The sequence below is a fragment of the Rhizobium sp. UGM030330-04 genome (genome assembly GCF_003208455.1).
Taxonomy (GTDB): domain Bacteria; phylum Pseudomonadota; class Alphaproteobacteria; order Rhizobiales; family Rhizobiaceae; genus Agrobacterium; species Agrobacterium rhizogenes_A.
In genome coordinates, this window is the sequence record NZ_QKML01000013.1 from 1 (window position 1) to 23,429 (window position 23,429).

Here is a 23,429-nt window from a genome sequence, read left to right on the forward strand (position 1 = left end):
ATCGGCTGGTTCTCGCAGAAACAACTCGTGCGTGGCCTGACCTTTGGCGCCGTGAAATAAGGAACGACAAACATGGGCAGCATTTCCCTTCAGAACGTGTCCAAGCTCTTCGGTGAGGCGAAAGTCATCCCGTCGATCGATCTTGATATCAACGACGGCGAGTTCGTCGTCTTCGTCGGCCCCTCCGGCTGCGGCAAGTCCACGCTGTTGCGGCTGATCGCCGGGCTGGAGGACGTCTCCGGCGGAAAGATCGTCATCGACGGCAATGACGCCACCGAAAAGGCCCCGGCCGAGCGCGGCCTTGCCATGGTGTTCCAGTCCTATGCGCTTTATCCGCATATGAGTGTCAGGAACAACATCGCCTTCCCGCTGAAGATGGCCAAGCTCGACAAGGCGGTGATCGACAAAAAGGTGGAAGATGCCGCCCGGGTGCTGAACCTCACCGATTATCTCGAACGCCGGCCTTCGCAGCTGTCGGGCGGCCAGCGCCAGCGCGTCGCCATCGGCCGCGCCATCGTGCGCGAACCGAAAGCCTTCCTGTTCGACGAGCCGCTCTCCAACCTCGATGCGGCGCTGCGCGGCACCATGCGGCTGGAAATCTCCGAGCTGCACAACACGCTGAAGACAACGATGATCTACGTCACCCACGACCAGGTGGAGGCCATGACCATGGCCGACAAGATCGTCGTCCTCAACCGCGGCAATATCGAGCAGGTCGGCTCGCCGATGGAGCTTTACCGCACCCCCGCCAACCTCTTCGTCGCCGGCTTTATCGGCTCGCCACGCATGAACCTCATCACCGGTGATTTTGCCCGCAGCAAGAACGCCACCACCGCCGGTGTGCGGCCTGAGCATCTGCTGCTGTCGAAGGAAAGTGGGCTGTGGCAGGGCAAGGTCACGGTTGCCGAACATCTCGGATCGGATACCTTCCTGCATCTCGAGGTGTCAGGCATCGGCCCGATCACCGCCCGCACTGACGGCGAGTTCGAATGCAGGCATGGCGATGCCGTGTTCATCACCCCCGACGAGACCAAGATACACAGGTTTGATGAGAAGGGGGTGGCAATATGACGGGGAGACTGGAGGGCAAATCCGCGCTGATAACCGGCTCGGCACGCGGTATCGGCCGCGCCTTCGCCGAAGCCTATCTGCGCGAGGGTGCGACGGTCGCCATCGCCGACATCGATTTCGAGCGGGCCAGCAGGACCGCCCGAGAGATCGGCGAGAACGCCTATGCCGTCGAACTCGATGTGACCAAACAGCATTCCATCGACACCGCCATCCGCACCGTGGAAGGCCAGGCGGGCGGGCTCGATATCCTCATCAACAATGCCGCACTCTTTGACCTCGCACCGATTGTCGAGATCAAACGCGAGAGCTACGAGCGGCTGTTTTCGATCAACGTATCCGGCACGCTGTTCATGATGCAGGCCGCCGCAAAAACAATGATTGCTCGGGGAAAAGGCGGCAAGATCATCAACATGGCAAGCCAGGCGGGCCGGCGCGGTGAGGCCTTGGTGGCGGTTTATTGCGCCACCAAGGCCGCTGTCATCAGCCTCACGCAATCGGCGGGGCTCGATCTCATCAAGCACGGCATCAACGTCAATGCGATTGCGCCGGGTGTGGTCGATGGCGAGCACTGGGACGGCGTGGATGCACTGTTTGCGAAATATGAAAACCGCCCGGCCGGCGAAAAGAAGCGGCTGGTCGGCGAGGCCGTACCTTTCGGCCGCATGGGCCGTGCTGAAGACCTGACCGGCATGGCGGTCTTCCTTGCCTCCGATGAAGCCGAATACATCGTCGCCCAGACCTACAATGTCGATGGCGGCAACTGGATGAGCTGACCACCGGGGTTTCCCGGTGACCGGCACGAACAACGTTTCCCCTTCGAGGATCGTGACATGACATGCAAACTCTCCCTCGCAACGCTTGACGAAGCCCAAAAAACGGCGGCGATTCCGGCCTATTCCCGTGCTGATCTCTCCGCCGGCATCGTGCATTTCGGCGTTGGTAATTTCCACCGCGCCCATCAGGCGGTCTATCTGGATGATCTGTTCAATACGGGCACGGACCATGACTTCGCCATCATCGGTGCGGGCGTGCTGCCGTCGGATGCGGTGATGCGCGAAAAGCTTGCGGCGCAGGATTTCCTGACCACTGTCGTGGAACAGGACAATAACCGTACCGGTGCGCGTGTTACCGGGCCGATGATCGACATTCTGCAGGTCGGCGACACCAAGGCCATCATCGATACGCTCGCCGATCCGAAGATCCGCATCGTCTCGATGACGATTACCGAGGGTGGTTATTTCATCGATGCTTCCGGTTCCTTCAACCCGCAGCATCCGGCCATTGCCGAAGACGGGAAGAACCCGGCTTCGCCGAAAACCGTGTTCGGTCTCATCGTCGCCGGGCTGAAGGCGCGGCGGGACAAGGGGCTGCAACCCTTCACCGTCATGTCCTGCGACAACATTCCGCATAATGGCAAGGTCACGAAAAATGCCGTGGTCGGGCTGGCGGCCCTGTCCGATCCGGCCTTTGCCAACTGGATCGGCGAAAACGTCGCTTTCCCCAACTCCATGGTTGACCGCATTACGCCTGCTACCGGCGAGCGCGAACGCACAATCGCCCGCGACGATTTCGGCATCGACGACAATTGGCCGGTCTTCTGCGAGGAGTTCAAGCAATGGGTGATGGAGGATAATTTTCCCGCCGGTCGCCCCGCACTTGAAAAGGCCGGCGTGCAGTTCGTCACCGATGTTGCGCCCTATGAGCACATGAAAATCCGCATCCTCAATGGCGGCCATGCGGCAATCGCCTATCCGGCGGCTTTGCTCGACATTCATTTCGTGCATGAGGCCATGGAACATCCGCTGATCCGGGCATTTCTGGCAAAGCTTGAGAATGAAGAGATCATCCCGGTCATCCCGCCGGTTCCCGATACAAATCTTGCCGATTATTTCGGGCTGATCGAACGGCGTTTCCTCAATCCGAAAATCGGCGACACCATTCCGCGTCTGGCGCAGGACGGTTCCAACCGCCAGCCGAAATTCATCCTGCCTTCCACCGCCGATCGGCTGGCGCGCGGCGAGGATATCGTCGGCCTTTCGCTGGTGTCTGCCCTGTGGTGCCGTTATTTCTACGGCACGTCCGACAGCGGCAAGGAAATCACCTTCAACGATGCGAGCGCCGAGCGTTTGCAGGCGGCCGCCATCAAGGCCAAGGATGATCCTGCGGCTTTCCTCGTCTTCGACGATATTTTCGGGGAGGTTGCCGAATCGGAGCTTTTCCGTAAACGCTTTGCCCATGCATTGAAGACGCTGTGGCAACAAGGCACGGCGAAGACCTTGCAGCTTTATCTGGATGACAAGCTGGCTGAAAAGTGACCATGAGATGGAAGACGAGACCGGACCTCTTTTGATTTTCGATTGCGACGGCGTTCTCGTCGATAGCGAGCCGGTCTCCATCTCCGTCCTTCTCGATATGCTCTCCCATCTCGGTGTGACGATGGGAGAGGAAGAGGCCTATGAGCGCTTTCTCGGCCGCAGCGTCGCCAGCATGACGGCGACGCTATTCGAGGATTACGGTGTCGAAACGGATATCGATTTCCTCGACCATATGCGGGCGACGCTGTTCGAGCGTTTCCGCACCGAGCTTCGGCCGATTGACGGCATTGCCGCAACGCTGGACAGGCTCCTGCCGCTGCGGCGCTGCGTCGCCTCCTCAAGCCAGCCGGAACGCATCCGTTATTCGCTGGGGCTGACCGGGCTGATCGATAAATTCGAGCCGCATGTCTTCAGCGCCACCATGGTGAAGAACGGCAAGCCGGCACCCGATCTCTTCCTGCATGCGGCGCGCCAGATGGGCGCCGATCCGCGTCACTGCATCGTGATCGAGGACAGTCCGGCCGGTATTGCCGCGGCAAAAGCAGCCGGCATGGGCGTTTTTGCCTTCACCGGCGGTTCGCACGCGCGCTTTCCCGCATTCCGTGAAAAGATCGCCGGGCTTGGGGCGGATGCCGTGTTTGACGCCATGCCGGATTTGGTCCAACTTGTCGGCCATTATGTGGGGAAGGGCGGTTTTGACAGGCGGGCGGAACGCGATGCAGGCTGAGCGGGACTCTGCCTGCTGCCGTCCGGAGGTCGTTGCGCAAGGGATGGAATTGCAGTCTTGATGCGTCAAAATCTCGTCGCTGTCGATGTCGGCACCGCCAGCGCCCGGGCCGGCATTTTCGATCCGGCCGGCCGGCTGCTTGCCCGCGCCACCCATCCGATCCTGATGCAGCGGCCGCGTGAAAACCACGCCGAGCATGATTCCACCGACATATGGAACGCGGTCTGCATCGCCGTGAAGGCGGCCCTTGCCGATGCCGGCGTTTTGCCGCAGAGCATCGCGGCCATCGGTTTTGACGCCACCTGCTCACTCGTCATCCGCGATGAAGGCGGGGAGCCGGTTTCCGTTTCCGTGACGGGGCAAGACCGGTTCGACACCATCGTCTGGCTGGATCACCGGGCGATATCGGAGGCCGACCGGCTGACGGCGTCCGGCCACCGGGTGCTGGATTTCGCCGGCAACAGCGTCTCGCCGGAAATGCAGATGCCGAAGCTGATGTGGCTGAAGACACATATGCCGGCAAGCTGGGCGCGCATGTCCTTCGCCTTCGATCTGGCGGATTTCCTGACGTGGAAAGCGACCGGTTCAACGAGGCGCTCAAATTGCACGCAGACCGCGAAGTGGAATTTTCTGGCGCAGGAAAATCCCGGCTGGCAGGCGGATTATCTGGAACTGGCGGGGCTTGCCGATCTGAAGGAGCGGGCCGGCCTGCCGGAGACCACGGTAATGCCAGGGGAAAGCATCGGCCCGCTTTCACCCGAAGCTGCCGCTGAACTCGGCCTCGATACCGGCTGTCAGGTGGCGGCGGGCATGATCGATGCCTATGCCGGCGCGCTGGGTGCGCTCGGCGGATGCCTTTCTGACAATGTCGGCAGGCATGTGGCGCTGATCGCCGGCACGTCGAGTTGCCTCGTCGCCATGTCGGAGCAGCCGATGCCGGGCCATAGTCTCTGGGGTCCCTATTGGCAGGCGATCCTGCCCGGCCACTGGCTGGTGGAGGGTGGACAATCGGCCACCGGCGCGTTGCTTGACCATATCGTGCGCATGCATGCGGCGGGCGGTGAGCCGGATACGGCGTTGCATGCCCGCATCGTGACGCGGGTGACGGAATTGCGCGCGCTCGAGGGCGCGGCCTTTGCCGAGCGGCTGCATGTGCTGCCGGATTTCCACGGCAACCGCTCGCCGCTTGCCGATCCGCATGCGGCCGGCGTCATCAGCGGGCTGACGCTGGATACGTCGTTCGACAGTCTCTGCCGTCTTTACTGGCGCACGGCCGTGGCGATCGCGCTCGGCGCGCGTCATGTGCTCGATGCCATGGAACGCTTCGGTTATGCGGTGGAAAGCCTGCATGTCACCGGCGGGCATGTGAAGAACCCGCTGCTGATGGAGCTTTATGCTGACGTGACGGGCAAGCGTATCGTGGTTCCCGCCACGGCCGATGCCGTGCTGCTCGGCACGGCGATGACGGCGGCGACAGCCGGCGGCGTGCATGCGAACCTCGCGGCGGCGGGGGGCGCCATGTATCCGGGCAATGCCGAAATCTCCGGCAATCCGGCGCTCGCCGCGCATTACGAGCGGGATTATCGCCGGTTTCTCGCCATGCATCGCCATCGCCAGGAACTGGAAAGCCTCTGATTTTCTAAAGGGTAGTGGCAGGCTTTGACGGTTGCCGCGCATTTCTTCTCCCCGCCGGGGAGAAGAAATGCGCGGCAACCGCTCGATCCTTCGATCCCTATCGCTCGCAAAGCGCAATCAACTGCGTAACGAACGCTTCAGGGCCGTCAGGTTCTTTGCCCTTGCCCTGCCGCTGTCATCGGCGCCGGCGTTAAGGGCGCAAAGGGTGAATTCCAGGAGGGAGACGAGTTGCAGCAGGCCCTGTCCGCCGTTCTGGGCCTGTGGCATGGCAAGACAGAGATCGGCACTTTCGGGTCCCCATTCGTAAAACCGCGTGGTGATGAGCAGCGTCCGGTAGCCGCTCCTGCGGGCGGTGGCCGCAAGGTGCTGAAGCGGTGCGAGACTGCCGCCGCAATCCATGATGACGAGAAGTGTCTGTCCGGGATCGAAATCCCAAAGGGCCACGTAGGCGGCGCTGTCGCTGCCGAGATATTGCACATGTCCGCGGCATTCCAGCAGCCGTCCATGGAAGTGCCGCGTGGCGCCGCGACCTTCCGGGGACGTTGCCAGGAAAACATCGGCGGCGGCGGCGATTTCGCTCATCGCAAGACGCCAGATCGGTTGCGCTGTCATGTCGAAAGCGGCCTGTATGGCCTGAATCTGCTGCGACAGGAGTTGCGAAAAAGGATTGGGCTGGCGCTCGTCACCGTCGATCATGGCGGGCTGGTCCGCACCGGCCGTTTCTTCGGCATGGCGCAGATCGGCGCGGATATCGCTGAATTGCCGGTATCCCAGCGATCGCAGGAAACGTCCAACCGTCATCGGGCTCAGGCTGAGCTTGGCGGCCAGCGTCTGCGCTGTTTCGAAGGGCAATTCGTCCAGATGCTCGATCAGATATTTGGCGATCTTGCGCTCGGAAGGCGTGCCTGCCTTCATGGCACGGGTCAGGTTCAACAACAGCTTTTCCACCAACGCCTCTTTATTGTCTTTATTGAACGATGATGCATCCGCGCGCCCCGCAAAAAGGCGTGCGAACCGCGATTTGACGGTGGGGGCGAGCTTTTCCGGCCTTGTCCTCCACCGGACCGGAATGCGAATTATCATAGATGGATTATTATATTTTAGAGATATCTTTTATTCAAGGGAAATTCCATCTCCGGTTTAATTTCAGACGTTTGGCGCCGTATCCCTCTGTCTTGCAGAGCGGAGGGCCAGTTCTTATCTGTCGTTTGGTCGAAGGTTTTAAACGCGGATAGGTTCAGGGGAGTTCCGAATGATTTTTGATGCGGCGCGGCTGGCATTTCAAAATCTCTTTGCCGCCGAGACCCGGTCGGTGTTCTGGAAGGTGCTGGGGCTGACGCTTCTCGTTCTGGCGGCGCTGTGGTTCGCCATCCGCTCCATTTTCATCTATTTCGCGCTGCCGTGGATCGATACGCTGATACCCGGCGTGCCGGACTGGGCGGGCTGGCTGACCTTCGTTTTCGCCATTTTTGCCGGCATCGGGCTGGCATTGGCGCTGGCACTGCTCATCTCGCCCGTCACCGCCGTCATTGCCGGTCTGTTTCTCGACGATGTCGCCGAGGTGGTGGAAAAAAAGACCTATCCCGACGATCCGCCCGGTCAGGCGATGCCCGTTGGCGAAGCCGTGCTGTCATCGATCAAGTTCTTTGGTGTTGTCATTGCCGGCAACCTTGTCGCGCTCCTGCTGCTTCTCGTGCCGGGCGTCAATCTCATCGCGTTTTTTCTGGTGAACGGCTATCTGCTCGGCCGGGAATTCTTCGAATTCGCGGCCATGCGTTTCCGCTCGCCCGAGGAAGCCCGGCAGTTCCGCTCAAAACACCGCGCCACCGTCTTCATGGCCGGGCTGGTGATCGCGGCCTTTCTGGCGGTGCCGTTCCTCAACCTTTTGACGCCGCTTTTCGCCGCCTCGATGATGGTGCATCTGCACAAGGCCGTCAGCCGGCGTGATCCTTCATTCGCCGCCGGCCGCACCGAACAGCTGCGCGGGTAATTCGACCAGCGGCGCCGGAATATCGAAGGTCTTTTCCGGCGACTTGCATATATCGGCGATCACGCAGCGCTCGCATTCCGGCTTGCGCGCCTTGCAGCAATAACGTCCGTGCAGGATCAGCCAGTGATGGGCATGGAACAGATATTGTTCGGGAATGATGCGGATCAGCCGGTCTTCAACCTCGTCAGGGGTTTTGCCCGGCGCAAGACAGAGCCGGTTGGCAATGCGGAAGACATGAGTATCCACCGCAAGCGTGGGCACGCCGAAGGCCATGGACATCACCACATTGGCTGTCTTGCGGCCGACGCCCGGCAGGGTCACCAGTTCCTCGCGGGTTTTCGGCACCTCGCCGCCGAAATTGTCGATCAGCATCTGCGACAGGGCAATGACGTTTTTCGCCTTGTTGCGGTAAAGGCCGATGGTCTTGATATGGGAGATCAGCTGCTCTTCACCGAGCGCCAGCATTTTTTTCGGCGTATCGGCAATCTTGAACAGCGCCCGCGTTGCCCGGTTCACGCCCACATCGGTCGCCTGCGCCGAAAGCGCCACGGCCACCAGCAGGGTGAAGGGATTGGTATGTTCCAGCTCGCCTTTCGGCTCCGGCCGCTGAATGGAAAAGCGGCGGAAGATCTCGGTGAGTTCGTCCTTCGAATAGGCCGTTTTCACCCGCGCCGGCTTGCGCGCGGATGCCGGATTTGACTTTTTCAAACTTTGGGTGCTGGATCGTTTTTTGGCAACTGTCATGGTCTATCTATAGCCAGCCCGCCCAAAGGAAAGCAACGTGGATACGCTCAACGACCAGCCGATTTTCGCGGCGGAACTCGTGCCGCATCGCTCGCTGGGCAGAAGCGGCTTCCGGCTGCTGCTGCTTTTGTCGGGGCTTGCCTGTCTCCTTTATGGCGGTTTCTTTCTCGCCACCGGCGCCTGGCCCGTCGGCCTATTCTTCGGGCTGGATTTTCTGTTGCTTTATGCCGCCTTCCGCGCCAACTACCGGGCGGCGAAGGCGCGGGAAGAGGTCAGCGTCTCGCGCACCAGCCTGTCTATCCGCAAATTCTCTCCGGCCGGGCGGATGGTGGAACATCGCTTCAATCCCTTCTGGGCGCGTTTCAGGGTGAGGCGGCACGACGAGATCGGCATCGTCTCCATGCATGTGACGGGCGAGGGGCGGGCGACCGATATCGGTTCGTTTCTCAACCCGGATGACCGGGAGAGCTTCGCGAAAGCTTTCGGCGGCGCGCTCGCGACTGTCAGGCGGCGGATGTAAGAGGATAGTCCAGCTCTCCCTCCGTCATTCCGGCCCTGAGCCGGAATCCAGCCGACGCGCGTCCGCGCGGCGGAAAAGACTCCTTTCAGCCCAAGGACTTGGGCTGGCTGGATACCGGCTCGAGGCCGGTATGACGGTAGAAACTGAGTACGGCGCAAGAAACGGGTGGAGACGAAGTCGCTTTAATGGTTTTCTCCTACCCGTTAGGAGATTTGCGATGAACGCCAATATTATGCTGAACGAAGACATCACCCCCATCGGTTCGGATTACGATACGGTGCGCGGGGTTATCGAGCTTTTGACGCTGGATTATCGCGAACAGCCCTCCCTCGAAGCCATTGCCGCAAGGCTCGGCCAGTCGCCGACGCAATTGCAGAAGACTTTCGCCCGCTGGGCCGGCCTTTCGCCCAAGGCCTTTTTGCAGGCCGTGACGCTCGATCATGCCAAGCGGCTGTTGCGCGAGGAGGACCTGCCGCTGCTGGAAACCTCTATCGAGGTCGGCATGTCGGGACCGGGACGCCTGCACGACCTGTTCGTCACCCATGAGGCCATGTCACCTGGCGAATGGAAGGCGAAGGGCGGCGGGCTGACGATCCGTTACGGGTTCCACACCTCGCCCTTCGGTCTTGCGCTGGTCATGGTGACCGATCGTGGCCTTGCCGGCTGCGCCTTTGCCGATCCGGGTGAGGAACGGGCCTGTTTCGAGGACATGGCCGGCCGCTGGCCGAATGCGGATTATGTCGAGGATCGCGAAGCGACCGCCTCTTATGCCGCGCGCATCTTCGAGCCGTCGCTCTGGTCGGCGGACAGGCCGCTGCGTGTCGTGCTGCTCGGCACGGATTTTCAGGTGCGCGTCTGGGAAAGCCTCCTCAAAATCCCGATGGGCCGCGCCGTCACCTATTCGCACATCGCCTGCGATATCGGCCAGCCCACCGCCTCCCGCGCGGTTGGTGCTGCCGTCGGCGCCAACCCGGTGTCCTTCGTCGTTCCCTGTCACCGTGCCGTCGGCAAAAGCGGGGCGCTGACGGGATATCACTGGGGCCTGACCCGCAAGCGGGCGATGCTCGGCTGGGAAACGGGCAAGGTTTGAGTTTGGTCGATCGTTCCAGCTTCACCTCAAGACCCACCATGGAAGATGCGCCGTCGCATGACCGTTCTTTGGCCTGGCCGGAGAAATGGACGAGGAGTGTGCGGGCAGGGCCGGCGGAGGCCGATGCCGGGGATTTAGTCACGTGGAATAAGATCAATACGCTGCAGATTCTCGGGACAAGCCCGAGGGTGACGTCGGTGTTTGTGAGGTCCGCCCGCGAATGGCCTGATGAGGCCTAGACCAGCTCCATCAACGCCCGTGCCGCCGCCTCGTCGGTGATCAGCGTATTGCACCCGATACGCTTGATCGTGGCGCGGATGGCAACGGCGCGGTGGGCGCCGCCGGAGGCGAGCACGATGTGTTTGGCCTTGCGCAGCGTATCGAGATCGATCGCCATGGCGCGCTGGTTGATGGGATGATCGACGGAGCGGCCTTCCGCATCGATGAAATTGAACATCGTGTCGCAGACGCAGCCGGCATCGACGAGTTCGCGCAGCGTCTCCTTGGAGATGAAGCCTTCGGAGAGCGAGGTGGAATGTGGGCCGATATCGCCGCAGGAGACGATGGCGAGATCCAGCGTCTCGGCGAGATCATAAAGCGTGGCGAGCCCGCATTTTTCGATCAGCGCCCGTTTCGTCTCGACGGAATCCACCAGGAGCGGCGCCAGAAACATGTAACATTCCGCCCCGAGCGCACTTGCCAGCCGCCAGGTGTAATCGAGCGGGTTGGTCTGGTGCACGGCGACGATGCCGCCGAGCAGTGAGACGACCTTGCAATTTTCCCGGCGCGGCGGGCGGAAGCTGGAAAGCGAGGCGGTCATGGTGCGGCCCCAGCCGACGCCGATGGTGGCGCCGTTCGGCACCACCTCGGAGAGGAATTGCCCGAGCGCCAGGCCAACGGCCTTGGCGGTGCTTTCGGCGCTCGCCTTCCCGGGGCAGGGGATGATGACGGCCTCGTCCAGCCCGTAGGCCGCCTCCAGCTGGCCGGCCAGCGCCACGAAATCCTCGATGCCCTCATTGATCCAGATCTGCACTTCGGAACGTTTCATCGCCTCGTCGAGCAGGCGGATGACGGTCGAGCGGCTGATCCCCAGTTTTTCGGCGACATCTTTTTGTGTCAGGCCCTGATTATAATAGAGCCACGCGGCGCGCAGCCTCAGCGAAGCCGCTTCCGAATAGGCCGTATGGGTTTCTCTTCTCAGTTTCGCCACGGTTTCCGCCATTCTTGGTCGATGAAGACGATGTCATTTCGATGCGGACTGACATCGTCTTCATCGACATTCTTATCGTTCGAGCGGAATTCATGGCGAAAACCACTCACACTTTTCACCATCCGCTCAGATGCGGCCGAGTATCGCAGGCGTGAAACTTATGTCAATTGCGATGCGCAAATGTCTTGACTTTCGACCGTGCCGCTTGCGATAGTCGGAGCCGGACAAACCGCGATTTCGGCCTTGGGCGCACCCATGGTGCGGGAACGAAATGACGGCTGAGCAAGTTTTCAAGAGATCATGAAGGATCATTCGATATGACGTCCAAACTCGAACAACTTCGCGCCATCACCACGGTCGTTGCCGATACCGGCGATATCGAGGCGGTTGCGCGCCTGAAGCCGGTGGATTGCACCACCAACCCCACCATCGTTCTGAAGGCACTCGGCACCCCGGCATTTGCCGATGCAGTGAAGGAAGCCGTCGCATGGGGCAAGAAGCAGGGCGGCCAGTCCGACGCCGTTGTTGCCGCCGTTGCTGATCGTCTGGCCATTTCCGTCGGCGCGGCGCTTGCCGGCCTCGTTCCGGGTCGCGTTTCGACTGAAGTCGATGCCGACCTCTCCTTCGATACGGAAGCTTCCATCGCCAAGGCGCGTCACATCATTGCCGCCTACAAGGAGCGCGGCATCGAGCGCGAGCGCATCCTCATCAAGCTTGCTTCCACCTGGGAAGGCATCAAGGCGGCCGAGGTTCTCCAGTCCGAGGGCATCGACTGCAACCTGACGCTCCTCTTCTCGCAGGCCCAGGCGATTGCCTGCGCGGAAGCCAAGGTCTTCCTCATCTCGCCCTTCGTCGGCCGTATCCTCGACTGGTACAAGAAGTCGACCGGCGAGAACTACACCGCCGAGACCGATCCGGGTGTGGTTTCGGTGCGCAGCATCTACAACTACTACAAGGCCAATGGCATCAGCACCGTCGTCATGGGCGCATCCTTCCGCAATGTCGGCGAAATCGAAGCGCTGGCCGGTTGCGACCGCCTGACGATCAGCCCGGCGCTGCTGGAAGAACTGGACAAGGACACCGGCAAGCTCGAGCGCAAGCTTTCGCCTGACAATGCCAAGCCCGAGCCGCTGAAGTCCCTCGACGAAAAGGCCTTCCGCTGGGCAATGAACGAAGACGCGATGGCGACCGAGAAGCTCTCGGAAGGCATCCGCCTGTTCGCCAAGGATCTGGTGACGCTGCGCGAGATGGTCCGCAAGGAACTGACGCTGGCTGCGGCCTGACAGAAAAGGGGGAACCATCCGCGTTCCCCCAACGTTTAGGAGATATAAATCTCCAGTCACTCAAAACGCGATCGGGTCCCTGCCGGTCGCGTTTTTTTGTCCGTTTCAGATATTTCCCGTCACCACTTCGGAGATGCGTCTTGCCGCATCGCGGATCAGAGTTTCGCACATCTCGCTTGTGGGCGCCCTGCCGCCAAGCGGCGTGATGTAAGGGCAGGTGATGACGGCGAGCGCCGTCCCGTCCAGCGTCAGCACCGGGGCGGAAATATTGCGCACGCCGGCGGTCTGAAGGCTGTCCATGGATTCAAAACCGTTGCTGCGCACCTGCCGCAGCCGCTGTGCGAGGTCGGAAGGCACGGTTTCGCCGCTGCCGCGCACCTGCTCGGTGATCATGATCTCGCGCTGCGCGTCGGTCTGGAAGGCGAGCAGCACATGGCCGGAGCCGGTGTGAAACAGGCTCATCTGCGCCCCCACCCGCATGGACATGGCCCAATAGGTGGACGATTCCTGCTGGGCAATGACGACCACGCTGCCGCGGTCATAAACGGCCAGATGGCAGGCCTGTTCGGCGCTGGCGGAAAAATCACGCATGACGGGGGCAGCGAAAGAGACGAGCCGGCGGATCGGCGCGTGAAAATGCGCCAGCCCGAACATCTTCAGCGTCAGCGAAAACCGATCCCCCTCAAGCCGCTGCACATAGCCCCGGCGTACCAGCCGGTCCAGCATGCGGTAAAGCTCGTTCGGGCTCTTGCCAACGGCCTTGGCGATCTCGATCTGCGTCAGCCCGCCATCGGTGCGGGCCAGAAGTTCGAGAATGTCCAGGCCCTTGTCGAGGGCGGGAGCGCGGTATCTTTCGCTGTCGTCGTCGGTCATCTGGCCTCGATGATGGTTCGCTTGGTCGCCGGCTGAGAGGTCCGCCTGAAATTAGGCTTGTCCGATAGCGATGAACCGCGCAAGTTTGCTTGACGCCATATGAATACCGCGTTTACATATGAATTGTCGATCCATATTTGAGATCATCCAAATTCAGCGGCCGATCCGGAAAGGGTGGCCGCGCCTTAGCGGGAGGCTATTCATGGTGCAGGATTTTAACGGCCGGACAGTGGTGATCACCGCCGCCGGTCAGGGTATCGGCCGGGCGGCGGCGGAGCGGTTCGTATCGCTGGGCGCGCGGGTTATCGCCACCGATATCAACGAGCAGGCGCTTTCGACCCTCAAGGGCGCGGAAACTCGAGTGCTGAATGTGCTTGACGGGGAAGGGGTCAAGGACTTCGCGGCCGATATCGGCCATGCCGACGTGCTGTTCAACTGCGCCGGTTTCGTACATGCCGGCACCATTCTCGACTGCGAAGAGAAGGACTGGGATTTTTCCTTCGATCTCAATGCCAAGGCCATGTATCGCACCTGCCGCGCCTTCCTGCCCGGCATGCTGGAAAAGGGCAAGGGCGCGATCGTCAACATGTCTTCGGTGGCATCAAGCGTGAAGGGCGTGCCGAACCGTTTCGCCTATACGGCTTCCAAGGCCGCCGTGGTGGGCCTGACAAAGGCGATTGCCGCCGATTTCGTCACAAGGGGCATTCGTTGCAACGCCATTTGCCCCGGCACGGTCGATAGCCCCTCGCTGCATGACCGCCTGCGGGCCACGGGCAATTATGAACAGGCGCTTGCGGATTTCATCGCCCGCCAGCCGATGGGACGCATCGCCACGCCGGAAGAAATCGCAGCCCTCGTCACCTATCTCGCTTCGGACGAGGCAGGTTTCACCACCGGCCAGATTCACGTGATCGATGGCGGCTGGACGGGCTGAAGGTTTTTACGCAAAAGAGGAAAGGCGACCGGCACAAACCGGTCGCCTTTTTTCATTCAGACGACCGCGCTTCCGGCCATCAGTGCAAGCACGAGGAAGACCAGGAAGATCACCACGGCGATGAAGAACAGAATTCGGGCCACGCCCGCCGCCGCTGCCGAAATACCGGTAAAGCCGAATACACCCGCGATCAAAGAGATGACGAAGAAAATAAGAGCCCATTTCAGCATGGAGCTTCCCCTTTCGCTTTAATTTTCCTGAGTTTGCCGCCTTGCCGCAAACTCAGGAAAATGACGCGCAAAAAGGGAAAATGTTCCATTCGCCCGCAAAAATCGTTGCCTAGACCTGCCTTTCGCGTGCGGCATCCACTTGTTTTGCCATCCAGGTGGTGCGGATGAAGGTTGCAATGAAGGCAAGGCTCATGAACAGCACGATGGTGGGGGCCGGCGCACTGTCGATCAGGAAGCTCAGCCATATGCCCGCCAGCGAGGAGGCGACAGCCACCACGATGGCCACCAGCAGCATGGCGGAAAAGCGCCGTGTGAGCAGGAAGGCGATGGCGCCCGGCGCCACCAGCATGGCGACAGACAGGATGATGCCCACCGCTTTGAGCGCCCCGACCACGGTGAGCGACAGAACCATCAACAGACCGTAATGCAGCAGGCGCACCGGCAGCCCGATCGCCCTTGCATGCTGCGCGTCGAAGGCATTGACCAGCAGATCCTTGCGCAGGATGCCGAGGAACAGCGTGGCGAAAAGCGCGATCAGGCCGGTCTCCAGCATGTCTGACGGCGCAATGCCCAGCATGTCGCCGAAGAGGATGTGGTCGAGATGCATGTCGCTCTGCACCTTCACGTAAAGCACCAGTCCCAGCCCGAACATGCCGGAAAAGACGATGCCAAGCACCGTATCTTCCTTGATGCGGCTGTTTTCCTTGATGAAACCGGTGCCGAGCGCGCAGATCATGCCGGCGATGAAGGCGCCGATGGAAAGCGGAATGTTGACGATATAGGCAATCACCACGCCCGGCAGCACGGCATGGGAAACCGCGTCCCCCATCAGCGACCAGCCCTTCAGCACCAGAAGACAGGACAGCATCGCCATCGGCACCGCGATCATCAGCGTGATGACGAAGGCATATTGCATGAAGGGCAGCTGAAACGGCAGGATGGCGAGTTCGAGATAGTCGCTCATGGCGTTTCCCCCAGCGCCTTGCGGGCCTTGGCCCGGGAGGCGAGCAGGCCGTGCTTGGGCGCAAACACGAAAGCGGCAAGGAAGATCGCGGTCTGCAGCACGACGATGACGCCGCCGGTGGCGCCATCGAGGAAATAGCTGAGATAGGCGCCGACGAAGCTGGTGGCCGCGCCGATGATGAGGCTCATCAGGATCAGCCGCTCGAAACGGTCGGTCAGGAGATAGGCGGTGGCACCCGGCGTCACCACCATGGCGACGACGAGAAAGGCGCCGACCGTCTGCAAAGCGGCAACCGTGGAGGCGGCAAGCAGGGTGAAGAAAATCACCTTCAGCACTTCCGGTTTCAGCCCCACGGTGCGGGCGTGGTTCTCATCGAAGAACACCACCATGAAGTCGCGCCATTTCAGCGCCAGCACCAGCAAGCTGATGCCGCCGATCAGCGCGAGCTGGATGGTATCTTCGGCGGTGATCGCCAGAATATTGCCGAGCACGATGGTCTGGATATTCACCGAGGTGGGCGAGAGCGAGACCATGAACAGTCCCAGCCCGAAAAACGAGGTGAAGATCAGGCCGATGATCGCGTCTTCCTTCAGCCGCGTTTTCTGGTTCAGGAACAGCATGGAGCCGGCGGCAAGCCCGCCGGAGAGGAATGCGCCGAGCGAAAAGGGCAGACCCAGCATATAGGCTCCGGCCACGCCGGGAACGATGGCATGGGAAAGCGCATCGCCGATCAGCGACCAGCCCTTCAGCATCAGATAGGCCGACAGAAAGCCGCAGACGCCGCCAACCAGCGCGCTGACCCAGATGGCGTTCAGCATGTAGCCGTAGGTGAAAGGCTCAAGAAGGCTGTTTATCATCGACTTTTTCTTTCGGAGCCTCGGGATCGTGCCCGTTCTGGCCATTCTTGCCATAGATCACGAAGGGCCGCTCATCATCGGTAATGACCTTTAGCCGGCGCGGATCGGCATCGTCATGCAGGTCTGCGCCGCCAAGGATGAAGTGGCGCAGGCTGCCGCCGAAGGCTTTCTGCAGGTTCTCTTCGGTGAACGTATCCTCGGTCCTGCCTGACGCCAGCACGGTGCCCTTGACGAAGACGGCGCGGTCACAGAATTCCGGCACGCTGCCAAGATTATGGGTGGAAACCAGCATGACCCGGCCTTCGTCCCGCAAGGCCTTCAAAAGCGCGACGATCTGTTCTTCCGTCGTCACATCGACGCCGGTGAAGGGTTCGTCCAGCAGAATGACCTGGCCTTCCTGCGCCAGCGCACGGGCGAGAAACACCCGCTTCTTTTGCCCGCCGGAAAGTTCGCCGATCTGCCTTTTGCGATAGTCGAGCATGTTGACGCGTTTCAGCGCTTCCTCGACCATCTGATGATCGCGCTTCGAGGGGATGCGCAGGAAGTTCATGTGGCCATAACGGCCCATCATCACCACATCCTCCACCAGCACCGGAAAGCTCCAGTCCACTTCCTCGGCCTGCGGCACATAGGCAACGAGGTTTTTCCGGAGCGCTTCCTTCACCGGCAGGTCGAAGATCGAGACGGAACCGGCGGCCAGCGGCACGAAACCCATGATCGCCTTGAAAATCGTGGACTTGCCGGCGCCATTGACGCCGACAAGTGCAGTGATCGTTCCGCGGGGGATGGAAAAGCTGGCATGTCTTAATGCGGTGTGGCCATTGCGATAGGTCACTGTCGCATTTTGAACCGTAAGGCCGCCGGCTGCTTTTTTACTGCCCATTCTCATGATGACAGGCCTTTTGCGATGGTCTCGCTCGTCACCCGCAGTAGATCGAGATAGGTCGGGACCGGGCCGTCCGCCTCGCTCAGCGAATCCACATAGAGGATGCCGCCATAGGCCGCGCCGGTTTCCTTGGCCACCTGCTCGGCCGGATCCGCGGAAACCGTGCTTTCGCTGAAGATGACGTGGATATTATGCTCGCGCATGGCATCGATGACACCGCGCACCTGCTGCGGTGTGCCCTGGCTGTCGGCATTGACCGGCCAGAGGAACAGTTCCTTCAGCCCGAAATCGCGGGCGAGATAGGAGAAGGCGCCTTCGCTGGTTACCAACCAGCGCTTGTTTTCAGGCAGGACGGACAGCGTGTCGCGAATCGGCTGCACCGTGGCCTTGATCTTGTCTGAATAGGCCCTGGCATTGGCGGCATAGACATCGGCATGGGCGGGGTCGATCTCGGTCAGGCCCTTGCGGATATTTTCCACATAGATCAAGGCGTTATCGGGCGACATCCAGGCGTGCGGATTGGGTTTCCCCTGATAGGCGCCGCCGCTGATCGCCATGGGTTCCACACCCTCGCTCACCGTCACGCTCGGCACGCCGGAAAGGTTGGCAAGGAACTTCTCGAACCACAATTCCAGATTGAGACCGTTGCGCAGCACCAGATCGGCCTTGCGGGCTTTGAGGATGTCGCGCGGTGTCGGCTGGTAGTTATGAATTTCAGCACCCGGCTTGGTGATGCTTTCCACCTCGGCCGCGTCACCCGCCACATTGCGCGCCATGTCGGCGATGATGGTGAAGGTGGTTACCACCGTCGGTTTTTCCTGTGCGGTGGCGGCGGCGGGAAGGAAAAGCGAAAAAGCGAAAAGGGCGTGCCGGATTTTTAGGAAGTTCACGTCTGTCACCAATCTTTGTTGCGATTAATTCGCAATACCATCTGTTATAAAATCACGCTTGTCAACGCTATTGCAAATCATTCGCAATTTAGCGGCGTTTGAAAATGTCCGAAAATGGTGCGCTTTTGCCGGTGTTCAGCCGGAGGGGTTAAACTTTTTTCAATGAGAAAGCGGCACTATCGCAAGGCTCGGACAACGAGGTTGCGAGCTTTATCCCGCGTGTCTTGCTCATGCTTTGAGCCACGTTCCGGGGTGAGGGCGATAGGCGGGGTACTGAATGGCAGGATGTTGCGGGTGAAAGCTGTATTCGGACGAATGCGGTTTTCGCGCAAGCTCGTTATGATCGGAGGCGGGATCCTGCTTTTGGCGGGTGCGACCGGTTCTGCTGCCGTGTTCATCGGCAGCGAGCGGCTGCTTGGCCCATCCTATGCCTCCACCAACGGGCTTTCCTGCGACGCGGTCCAGACAGTCAACATCCGCAAGAACGGCTCCTTATGGGTGCGCAAATTCATACGCACCGAAGGGGGCGATGGCACCGAGCGGTTGAAAACCGCGCTTCGCGTTGCCAGGGCGGTTTACGACAGGCAGAGGCCCGATCTGGTTCAGGTTTCGGTGCTTGACAGAAACGGTCCGCAATTACGCTCGGAAATGCGTGGCCGGGCCATTGCCGCACAGGTCGTCTTCATTCCCGATCCGGCCAAGATTCCCGATGGCGCCAATGCCCAGCGCTATTCGGCCTTTTATTATGACGGCGCGGCCAATGGCAGCGGCCAGTTTTACGGGCTGCGCATCGACCTGCCGCTGGAAGATGCCGAGTTCATGGCCGCGAGCCTCAGCGACACCGCCGATTGCGCGACGCCGGCTTCGGACGCCGCTGCCGAAAGCCATGATGGCAAGGCTGCGAAAGGGGCGGCCGGTCACGGTGAAGGCAAGGACGACGGCACCGGCGGCCACGGCGCTGCGCCGGAAACGGATGAGGGCGGGGCCGGTGCGGAAGCACATGGTGAAACCGCCCCTCCCGAAGCGCATGGCGAACCCGGCACCGATGAGCTTCTGACCTCGACACCGGAAGCCGATGGCGGCAGCATTTTCAGCCTGACCTATCTGAAATCGCTGATTTTCGGAAAAGGCTCGACGACCGCGCAGGCGGCGGAGGAAAAGGCCGCTTCCGAAACTGCACCGGCGGACGAACCGGCGGCGGATAAAAAGGCCGCGGGGCACTAGGGCACATCCGGTCCGAACGGATGGTCGGACGTGCTCTGTCCCTTTGTTTTCGGCATTTCCCGGGCATAAAACCGCCGCGCACCTTTACTGGACATCTTCCAGAAGGGCCGGACTGCCCCTTCCTTCACGTCGTCGCTGAGACCTTGGTGGCCGAACCGGTCAGACGTCCGGTCCGATCCGCAAACGGCCAGCCGGGTTTGGAAACTTCCTGCGTTTGTTGGCGATGGCCGGAGAGAAGCTCTGCGACAGGGCGGCGAAGGCGGCAATTCGGGCGATCAGCTTTTCCCGGTCTCCCTTTGTCACGGCTTCGTAGCTTTTGATCTCGTCGATGTAATCCGTCAGCCAGTCCTCGTATTTGCCTTCCTTCCACAGGCGCTCGGTCGCAAACACGGCGTCTTCCAGTCTGTCATAGGCAACGAGCGTCCGGCGCCAGCGATGCTCGTCAAAATCCAGCGCGCCATTGGCGAAGAGCGATCCGACCTCAAGGCCGTAGCTCATCAGTTTTGCCGAGCGTTCCGGCGGCATGGTGAGGTTCAGCCCGCCTTCCTCCTCGTTGAGAAAGACGCGGGCGATGCGCTCCCTCTGGCCCGGCATGGTGGCGAGAGACTGATCCTGCCAGTCCTTGGCCGAACTGAGGATGCTGCCGAGAAAGCCGCTCATTTTTTCCATCTTGTGAACGGGCACGCCGATCCCTTCGCCCGCCGCCTGCGGGATAGTCACGCGCTTCATGCTGGCGGCGATGGATTTCGGCAATTCATCGAGGCTGAGTGCGAAGGTGGGACGTGACGGAAGCAGGGCATCGAAAAGGTGAATGGGAAAGTTGCTGCTGATCCCGCCGTCGGAGAACCAGATTTTCGCCTTCATGACGGGCCGCGCGTCGCCACTGAGACGTCGCACGATATCAAGCGTGCCGCGATCATTGGTATAGGCCGGAATGGCCTTGAACAGGACCGGGAAACTCAGGCTCATGCGCGTCGCGATGATGACCGGCAACTGGTCGGGCTCCGGAAAAGCCTTGAGTTCGGGAAAGGGGCCGCCCGGCGTCGCGACCTGCTTCAGCCAGTTCATCACACCGGCGGGAAACAGCTGGCCCCATTCCTTCGGGTCGTAAGCCACCATGAGATTGGTGTTCGGAAGCGTGTGCGGCCGCCGCATCGACAGGTTCGTCGTGACCATCTTCAGGTTGATGACCGGCTTTTCCGGGTCGTCGCCGACGAGATCGCCAAAGGTCAAAGGCGGCGCTGTCGCGGCCTGACTGCCGAAAGCAATGTCCTGGATCGATGCATGAAGCCAGTCCGTAAGGCCGGGAACATCCGCGCCCGAAACCGTCAGCCCCGAGCAAAAACCGAAGCCCTCCTGCGGCAACCGGTGCAAAACCAGCCACAGGACCTGAATGAGGATCGCTGCCACCAGTCCGACAAACCCGCCGAGAACGGACCCGGCGTAGCTGCCACCCATGGCCCATAACAGGCCGGCGCCGATGACGATGCCCGCCAGCGAGGCGAGCGGAAAAGCCAAGGGCAGGCCCAGTACCTTGCCGGGCCAGCCGCCGGCCTGCGCCCATAACAGGTAACGCATCAGCGGGCGAAAACGGCGCTCCGGCTGGAAAAGCCTGCCCAGAATGGTCGGTATCGTATCGCAATGGGCCTGCAGGCGGATGAACCCGTCAGGATCGCCCCTGACGGTGCGGGAATATTCCGCCGCTGCCGCGAAAGCGGCGGCAATCGCCCCGGCCGATGTGCCGCCTATCGAGCGGAAGCGATACCGGCGCGCCAGTTCCAGAACGGCATAGGGATAAACGACACCGGAGGTGATGCCACCCTTCATCACCACGTCGCATTCCTTCTCAGGCGCTGCGAACATATCGGGCTGGTATTTGGGAAGCTCATTCTCAGGCATGCGTATCTCCCCCGGCGGCTCTTGATCGAAAGCCGTCAAACACAATGCGAATGATGGAGAATGGGTATCACAGGTTGAGGTTATGCCGCCAGTATATTCTACTGAAAGTTAAATAAACCTAGGCGATCCGTTCACTGAAAGCCGGGTAGTTACTTGCGGGCGTCTATCTATGGAAAGGAAAACCGGCAGATAAATGGGGCGAGACCTCGCCACACTCTCCGACGTCATCCTCGGGCCTGTCCCGAGGATCTGCAACGGATTGATTTTGTCGGACGTGATTAGATCCTTGGGACAAGCCCAAGGATGACGTCAAGAAAATACGCCCCTTCGCCACTAGCGAGAAAATCGGGGAGTGGAAGGCGGCCGTGAGGCCGCCCCCGGTTTCGTCCGATCAGTCCGCCTTGTTGCGGCGGGCCGGGAAGAGGATGACGTCGCGGATCGACGGGGCGTTGGTGAGCAGCATGATCAGGCGGTCGACGCCGATACCAAGACCACCGGCGGGCGGCATGCCCTGGTCGATGGCGTCGAGGAATTCATCGTCGAGCTGCTTGTCCTTTTCGCCACGGGCGTGCGCCTGCTCCAGCTGCTCCACCATGCGGCGGCGCTGCTCTTCCGGATCGTTGAGTTCCGAGAAGGCGTTGCCCACTTCCCAGGCGTTGCAATAGCTTTCGAAACGCTCGACGAGGCGCGGTTCGCCCGGTACTTCCTTGGCGAAGGGCGAGATGTCCTTCGGGAAATGCGTGACGTGGCTCGGCTGGATCAGTGTGCCCTCGACCTTTTCTTCGAAGATGAAGGCAAGGCATTCGCCCCAGGTCCAGTCCTTCTCGACGGCAAAACCGGCGGCCTTGGCGGCGGCGCGGGCTTCTTCGTCGGTCTTGATGGCGAGGAAGTCGATACCGGTTGTTTCCTTCACCGCGTCAGGCATCGGCACGCGCTTGAACGGGCCCTTGAAGGAAATCGTCTGGCCCTGGAATTCAACTTCGGTCGTGCCGTGCAGGGCAATCGCCAGCGTCTCGAACAGTCGCTCCACGAGACCCATGATGTCTTCGTAATCGGCATAGGCCCAATAGCACTCCATCATGGTGAATTCAGGATTGTGCCTTGTGGAAACGCCTTCGTTGCGGAAGTTGCGGTTGATTTCGAAGACCTTGTCGGTCAGGCCCGAAACCAGCGTACGCTTCAGGAACAGTTCCGGCGCGATGCGCAGATACATGTCCATCTTCAGCGTGTTGTGGAAGGTCTTGAACGGATCAGCCGTCGCGCCGCCATAGATGGTCTGCAGCATCGGCGTTTCCACTTCGAGGAAGCCTTCGGCCTCCATGAAGCGGCGGATGCCGGAGAGAATCTTGGAACGCTGCAGGAAGCGCAGCTTGGATTCCTCGTTGGAGAGGATATCGAGGTGGCGCTTGCGGTAACGCAGCTCGATGTCGGAGACGCCATGCCACTTCTCGGGCATCGGCAGCAGCGACTTCGTCAGCATGGTGATTTCTTCGGCGTTGATCGTCAGCTCGCCGCGCTTGGTACGGCGTACCTTGCCGGTGACGCCGATGATGTCGCCGATGTCGATCATCGGCAAAAGGTTACGCGCCGCTTCCGGCGTCGTGTCCTTGTGGGAGAAGATCTGCACCTTGCCGGAGGCGTCATGGATATCCATGAACATGCCGGAATTGCGCGAGGAATAAACGCGGCCCGCCACCGTCACCGTATCGCCGGTCTCGACGTCGGCTTCGATATCGGCATATTTTTCCGCCAGCTCCGCATTGGTCAGCGTGCGGTGGAAATGCGCCGGATAGACATCGCCGATCTGTTCGCGCAGCAGCGCGAGTTTCTGGCGACGCACTTCTGTTGCGTCGGAGGAGAGGGCGGTGGTTTCGGTCGTCTTGTCGTTCATGGTGTTCGCCTTTAGCGGGCTTGTTCGTTGCGGTTACCCTTTGCGCTCTGGGTTACCCCCTCTGTCCTGCCGGACATCTCCCCCTCAAGGGGGGAGATCAGATGCCGCGCCCGCCCGTTCCATGGGCAAGGTGTCAGCCACTTGTCGATCTCCCCCCTTGAGGGGGAGATGCCCGGCAGGGCAGAGGGGGGTGAGC

22 protein-coding genes are annotated in these 23,429 nt (G+C 60.8%); 11 read left to right on the forward strand and 11 right to left on the reverse strand.

Annotation, left to right across the window (positions count from 1 at the left end):
* The first annotated feature begins 72 nt into the window (after positions 1–72).
* The 5 genes from N434_RS19095 to N434_RS19115 are packed head-to-tail and all read left to right on the forward strand — an operon-like array spanning position 73 to position 5,748.
* Complete coding sequence (locus tag N434_RS19095; RefSeq protein ID WP_110759897.1) at positions 73–1,071, forward strand: ABC transporter ATP-binding protein; 999 nt, start codon at positions 73–75, stop codon at positions 1,069–1,071.
* Positions 1,068–1,844: an L-iditol 2-dehydrogenase gene (locus tag N434_RS19100; protein ID WP_110759898.1), complete on the forward strand. Its 777-nt coding sequence runs from the start codon at positions 1,068–1,070 to the stop codon at positions 1,842–1,844. The genes N434_RS19095 and N434_RS19100 overlap by 4 nt, the downstream gene beginning before the upstream one ends.
* A 57-nt stretch (positions 1,845–1,901) precedes the next feature.
* The gene (locus N434_RS19105; RefSeq protein WP_110759899.1) at positions 1,902–3,386 is read left to right on the forward strand and encodes a mannitol dehydrogenase family protein; all 1,485 of its coding nucleotides are present in this window, start codon (positions 1,902–1,904) and stop codon (positions 3,384–3,386) included.
* Positions 3,387–3,393: 7 nt separating this feature from the next.
* The gene (locus tag N434_RS19110) at positions 3,394–4,113 is read left to right on the forward strand and encodes an HAD family hydrolase (RefSeq protein ID WP_110760011.1); all 720 of its coding nucleotides are present in this window, start codon (positions 3,394–3,396) and stop codon (positions 4,111–4,113) included.
* Positions 4,114–4,173: 60 nt separating this feature from the next.
* Positions 4,174–5,748: an FGGY-family carbohydrate kinase gene (locus tag N434_RS19115; RefSeq protein ID WP_174033723.1), complete on the forward strand. Its 1,575-nt coding sequence runs from the start codon at positions 4,174–4,176 to the stop codon at positions 5,746–5,748.
* A gap of 117 nt (positions 5,749–5,865) precedes the next feature.
* On the opposite strand, the gene N434_RS19120 is transcribed toward N434_RS19115, so the two are convergent.
* Entirely contained in the window at positions 5,866–6,699 is an 834-nt protein-coding gene (locus tag N434_RS19120) for a MurR/RpiR family transcriptional regulator (protein WP_110760012.1), read from the reverse strand.
* Positions 6,700–7,000: 301 nt separating this feature from the next.
* On the opposite strand from N434_RS19120, the gene N434_RS19125 reads away from it, so the two are divergent.
* Positions 7,001–7,738 carry a sulfate transporter family protein gene (locus N434_RS19125; RefSeq protein ID WP_065117086.1) on the forward strand — a complete coding sequence of 246 codons (738 nt, stop codon included), beginning with the start codon at positions 7,001–7,003 and terminating at the stop codon, positions 7,736–7,738.
* On the opposite strand, the gene nth is transcribed toward N434_RS19125, so the two are convergent.
* Positions 7,700–8,482, reverse strand: a complete 783-nt coding sequence (nth, locus tag N434_RS19130; protein WP_110759901.1) for an endonuclease III — start codon at positions 8,480–8,482, stop codon at positions 7,700–7,702. The two genes, N434_RS19125 and nth, sit on opposite strands and share 39 nt — an antisense overlap.
* 37 nt (positions 8,483–8,519) lie before the next feature.
* Between nth and N434_RS19135 the strand changes: the two genes are divergently transcribed.
* The gene (locus N434_RS19135; protein ID WP_065117084.1) at positions 8,520–9,002 is read left to right on the forward strand and encodes a DUF2244 domain-containing protein; all 483 of its coding nucleotides are present in this window, start codon (positions 8,520–8,522) and stop codon (positions 9,000–9,002) included.
* A 217-nt stretch (positions 9,003–9,219) separates the two neighbouring features.
* The gene (locus N434_RS19140) at positions 9,220–10,092 is read left to right on the forward strand and encodes a methylated-DNA--[protein]-cysteine S-methyltransferase (protein ID WP_110759902.1); all 873 of its coding nucleotides are present in this window, start codon (positions 9,220–9,222) and stop codon (positions 10,090–10,092) included.
* A gap of 235 nt (positions 10,093–10,327) precedes the next feature.
* Here N434_RS19140 and N434_RS19150 read toward each other — a convergent pair whose 3' ends face one another.
* Positions 10,328–11,314, reverse strand: coding sequence for a sugar-binding transcriptional regulator (locus N434_RS19150; RefSeq protein ID WP_065117081.1), 987 nt, complete (start codon positions 11,312–11,314; stop codon positions 10,328–10,330).
* Between the two features lie 305 nt (positions 11,315–11,619).
* On the opposite strand from N434_RS19150, the gene tal reads away from it, so the two are divergent.
* Positions 11,620–12,585, forward strand: coding sequence for a transaldolase (gene tal / locus N434_RS19155; RefSeq protein WP_065117080.1), 966 nt, complete (start codon positions 11,620–11,622; stop codon positions 12,583–12,585).
* A 105-nt stretch (positions 12,586–12,690) separates the two neighbouring features.
* On the opposite strand, the gene N434_RS19160 is transcribed toward tal, so the two are convergent.
* A complete protein-coding gene (locus tag N434_RS19160) occupies positions 12,691–13,458 on the reverse strand; it encodes an IclR family transcriptional regulator (RefSeq protein ID WP_065117079.1) in 768 nt (255 codons plus the stop codon).
* 202 nt (positions 13,459–13,660) lie between these two features.
* Between N434_RS19160 and N434_RS19165 the strand changes: the two genes are divergently transcribed.
* Positions 13,661–14,392: an SDR family oxidoreductase gene (locus N434_RS19165; RefSeq protein WP_065117078.1), complete on the forward strand. Its 732-nt coding sequence runs from the start codon at positions 13,661–13,663 to the stop codon at positions 14,390–14,392.
* Between the two features lie 56 nt (positions 14,393–14,448).
* On the opposite strand, the gene N434_RS19170 is transcribed toward N434_RS19165, so the two are convergent.
* The 5 genes from N434_RS19170 to N434_RS19190 all read right to left on the reverse strand — a co-directional run bounded on the left by N434_RS19170 (position 14,449) and on the right by N434_RS19190 (position 18,219).
* Positions 14,449–14,622: a DUF1328 domain-containing protein gene (locus N434_RS19170; protein ID WP_003499086.1), complete on the reverse strand. Its 174-nt coding sequence runs from the start codon at positions 14,620–14,622 to the stop codon at positions 14,449–14,451.
* A gap of 109 nt (positions 14,623–14,731) precedes the next feature.
* Positions 14,732–15,586, reverse strand: coding sequence for a metal ABC transporter permease (locus tag N434_RS19175; protein WP_110759903.1), 855 nt, complete (start codon positions 15,584–15,586; stop codon positions 14,732–14,734).
* Positions 15,583–16,443: a metal ABC transporter permease gene (locus N434_RS19180; RefSeq protein WP_110759904.1), complete on the reverse strand. Its 861-nt coding sequence runs from the start codon at positions 16,441–16,443 to the stop codon at positions 15,583–15,585. The genes N434_RS19175 and N434_RS19180 overlap by 4 nt, the downstream gene beginning before the upstream one ends.
* Positions 16,424–17,332, reverse strand: coding sequence for a manganese/iron ABC transporter ATP-binding protein (locus N434_RS19185; protein WP_272871084.1), 909 nt, complete (start codon positions 17,330–17,332; stop codon positions 16,424–16,426). Before N434_RS19185 ends, N434_RS19180 begins: the two co-directional genes overlap by 20 nt.
* Positions 17,329–18,219 carry a metal ABC transporter solute-binding protein, Zn/Mn family gene (locus N434_RS19190; protein ID WP_174029678.1) on the reverse strand — a complete coding sequence of 297 codons (891 nt, stop codon included), beginning with the start codon at positions 18,217–18,219 and terminating at the stop codon, positions 17,329–17,331. The genes N434_RS19185 and N434_RS19190 overlap by 4 nt, the downstream gene beginning before the upstream one ends.
* Before the next feature lie 285 nt (positions 18,220–18,504).
* Between N434_RS19190 and N434_RS19195 the strand changes: the two genes are divergently transcribed.
* Positions 18,505–19,443, forward strand: coding sequence for an ICP22 family protein (locus N434_RS19195; protein WP_286172347.1), 939 nt, complete (start codon positions 18,505–18,507; stop codon positions 19,441–19,443).
* 159 nt (positions 19,444–19,602) lie between these two features.
* Here the strand turns inward: N434_RS19195 and N434_RS19200 are convergent, their stop codons facing one another.
* Together N434_RS19200 and lysS are read right to left on the reverse strand one after the other, a co-directional pair.
* Positions 19,603–21,342 carry a patatin-like phospholipase family protein gene (locus tag N434_RS19200; protein WP_110759906.1) on the reverse strand — a complete coding sequence of 580 codons (1,740 nt, stop codon included), beginning with the start codon at positions 21,340–21,342 and terminating at the stop codon, positions 19,603–19,605.
* Positions 21,343–21,733: 391 nt separating this feature from the next.
* A complete protein-coding gene (gene lysS, locus N434_RS19205) occupies positions 21,734–23,233 on the reverse strand; it encodes a lysine--tRNA ligase (RefSeq protein ID WP_110759907.1) in 1,500 nt (499 codons plus the stop codon).
* Positions 23,234–23,429: the final 196 nt, after the last annotated feature.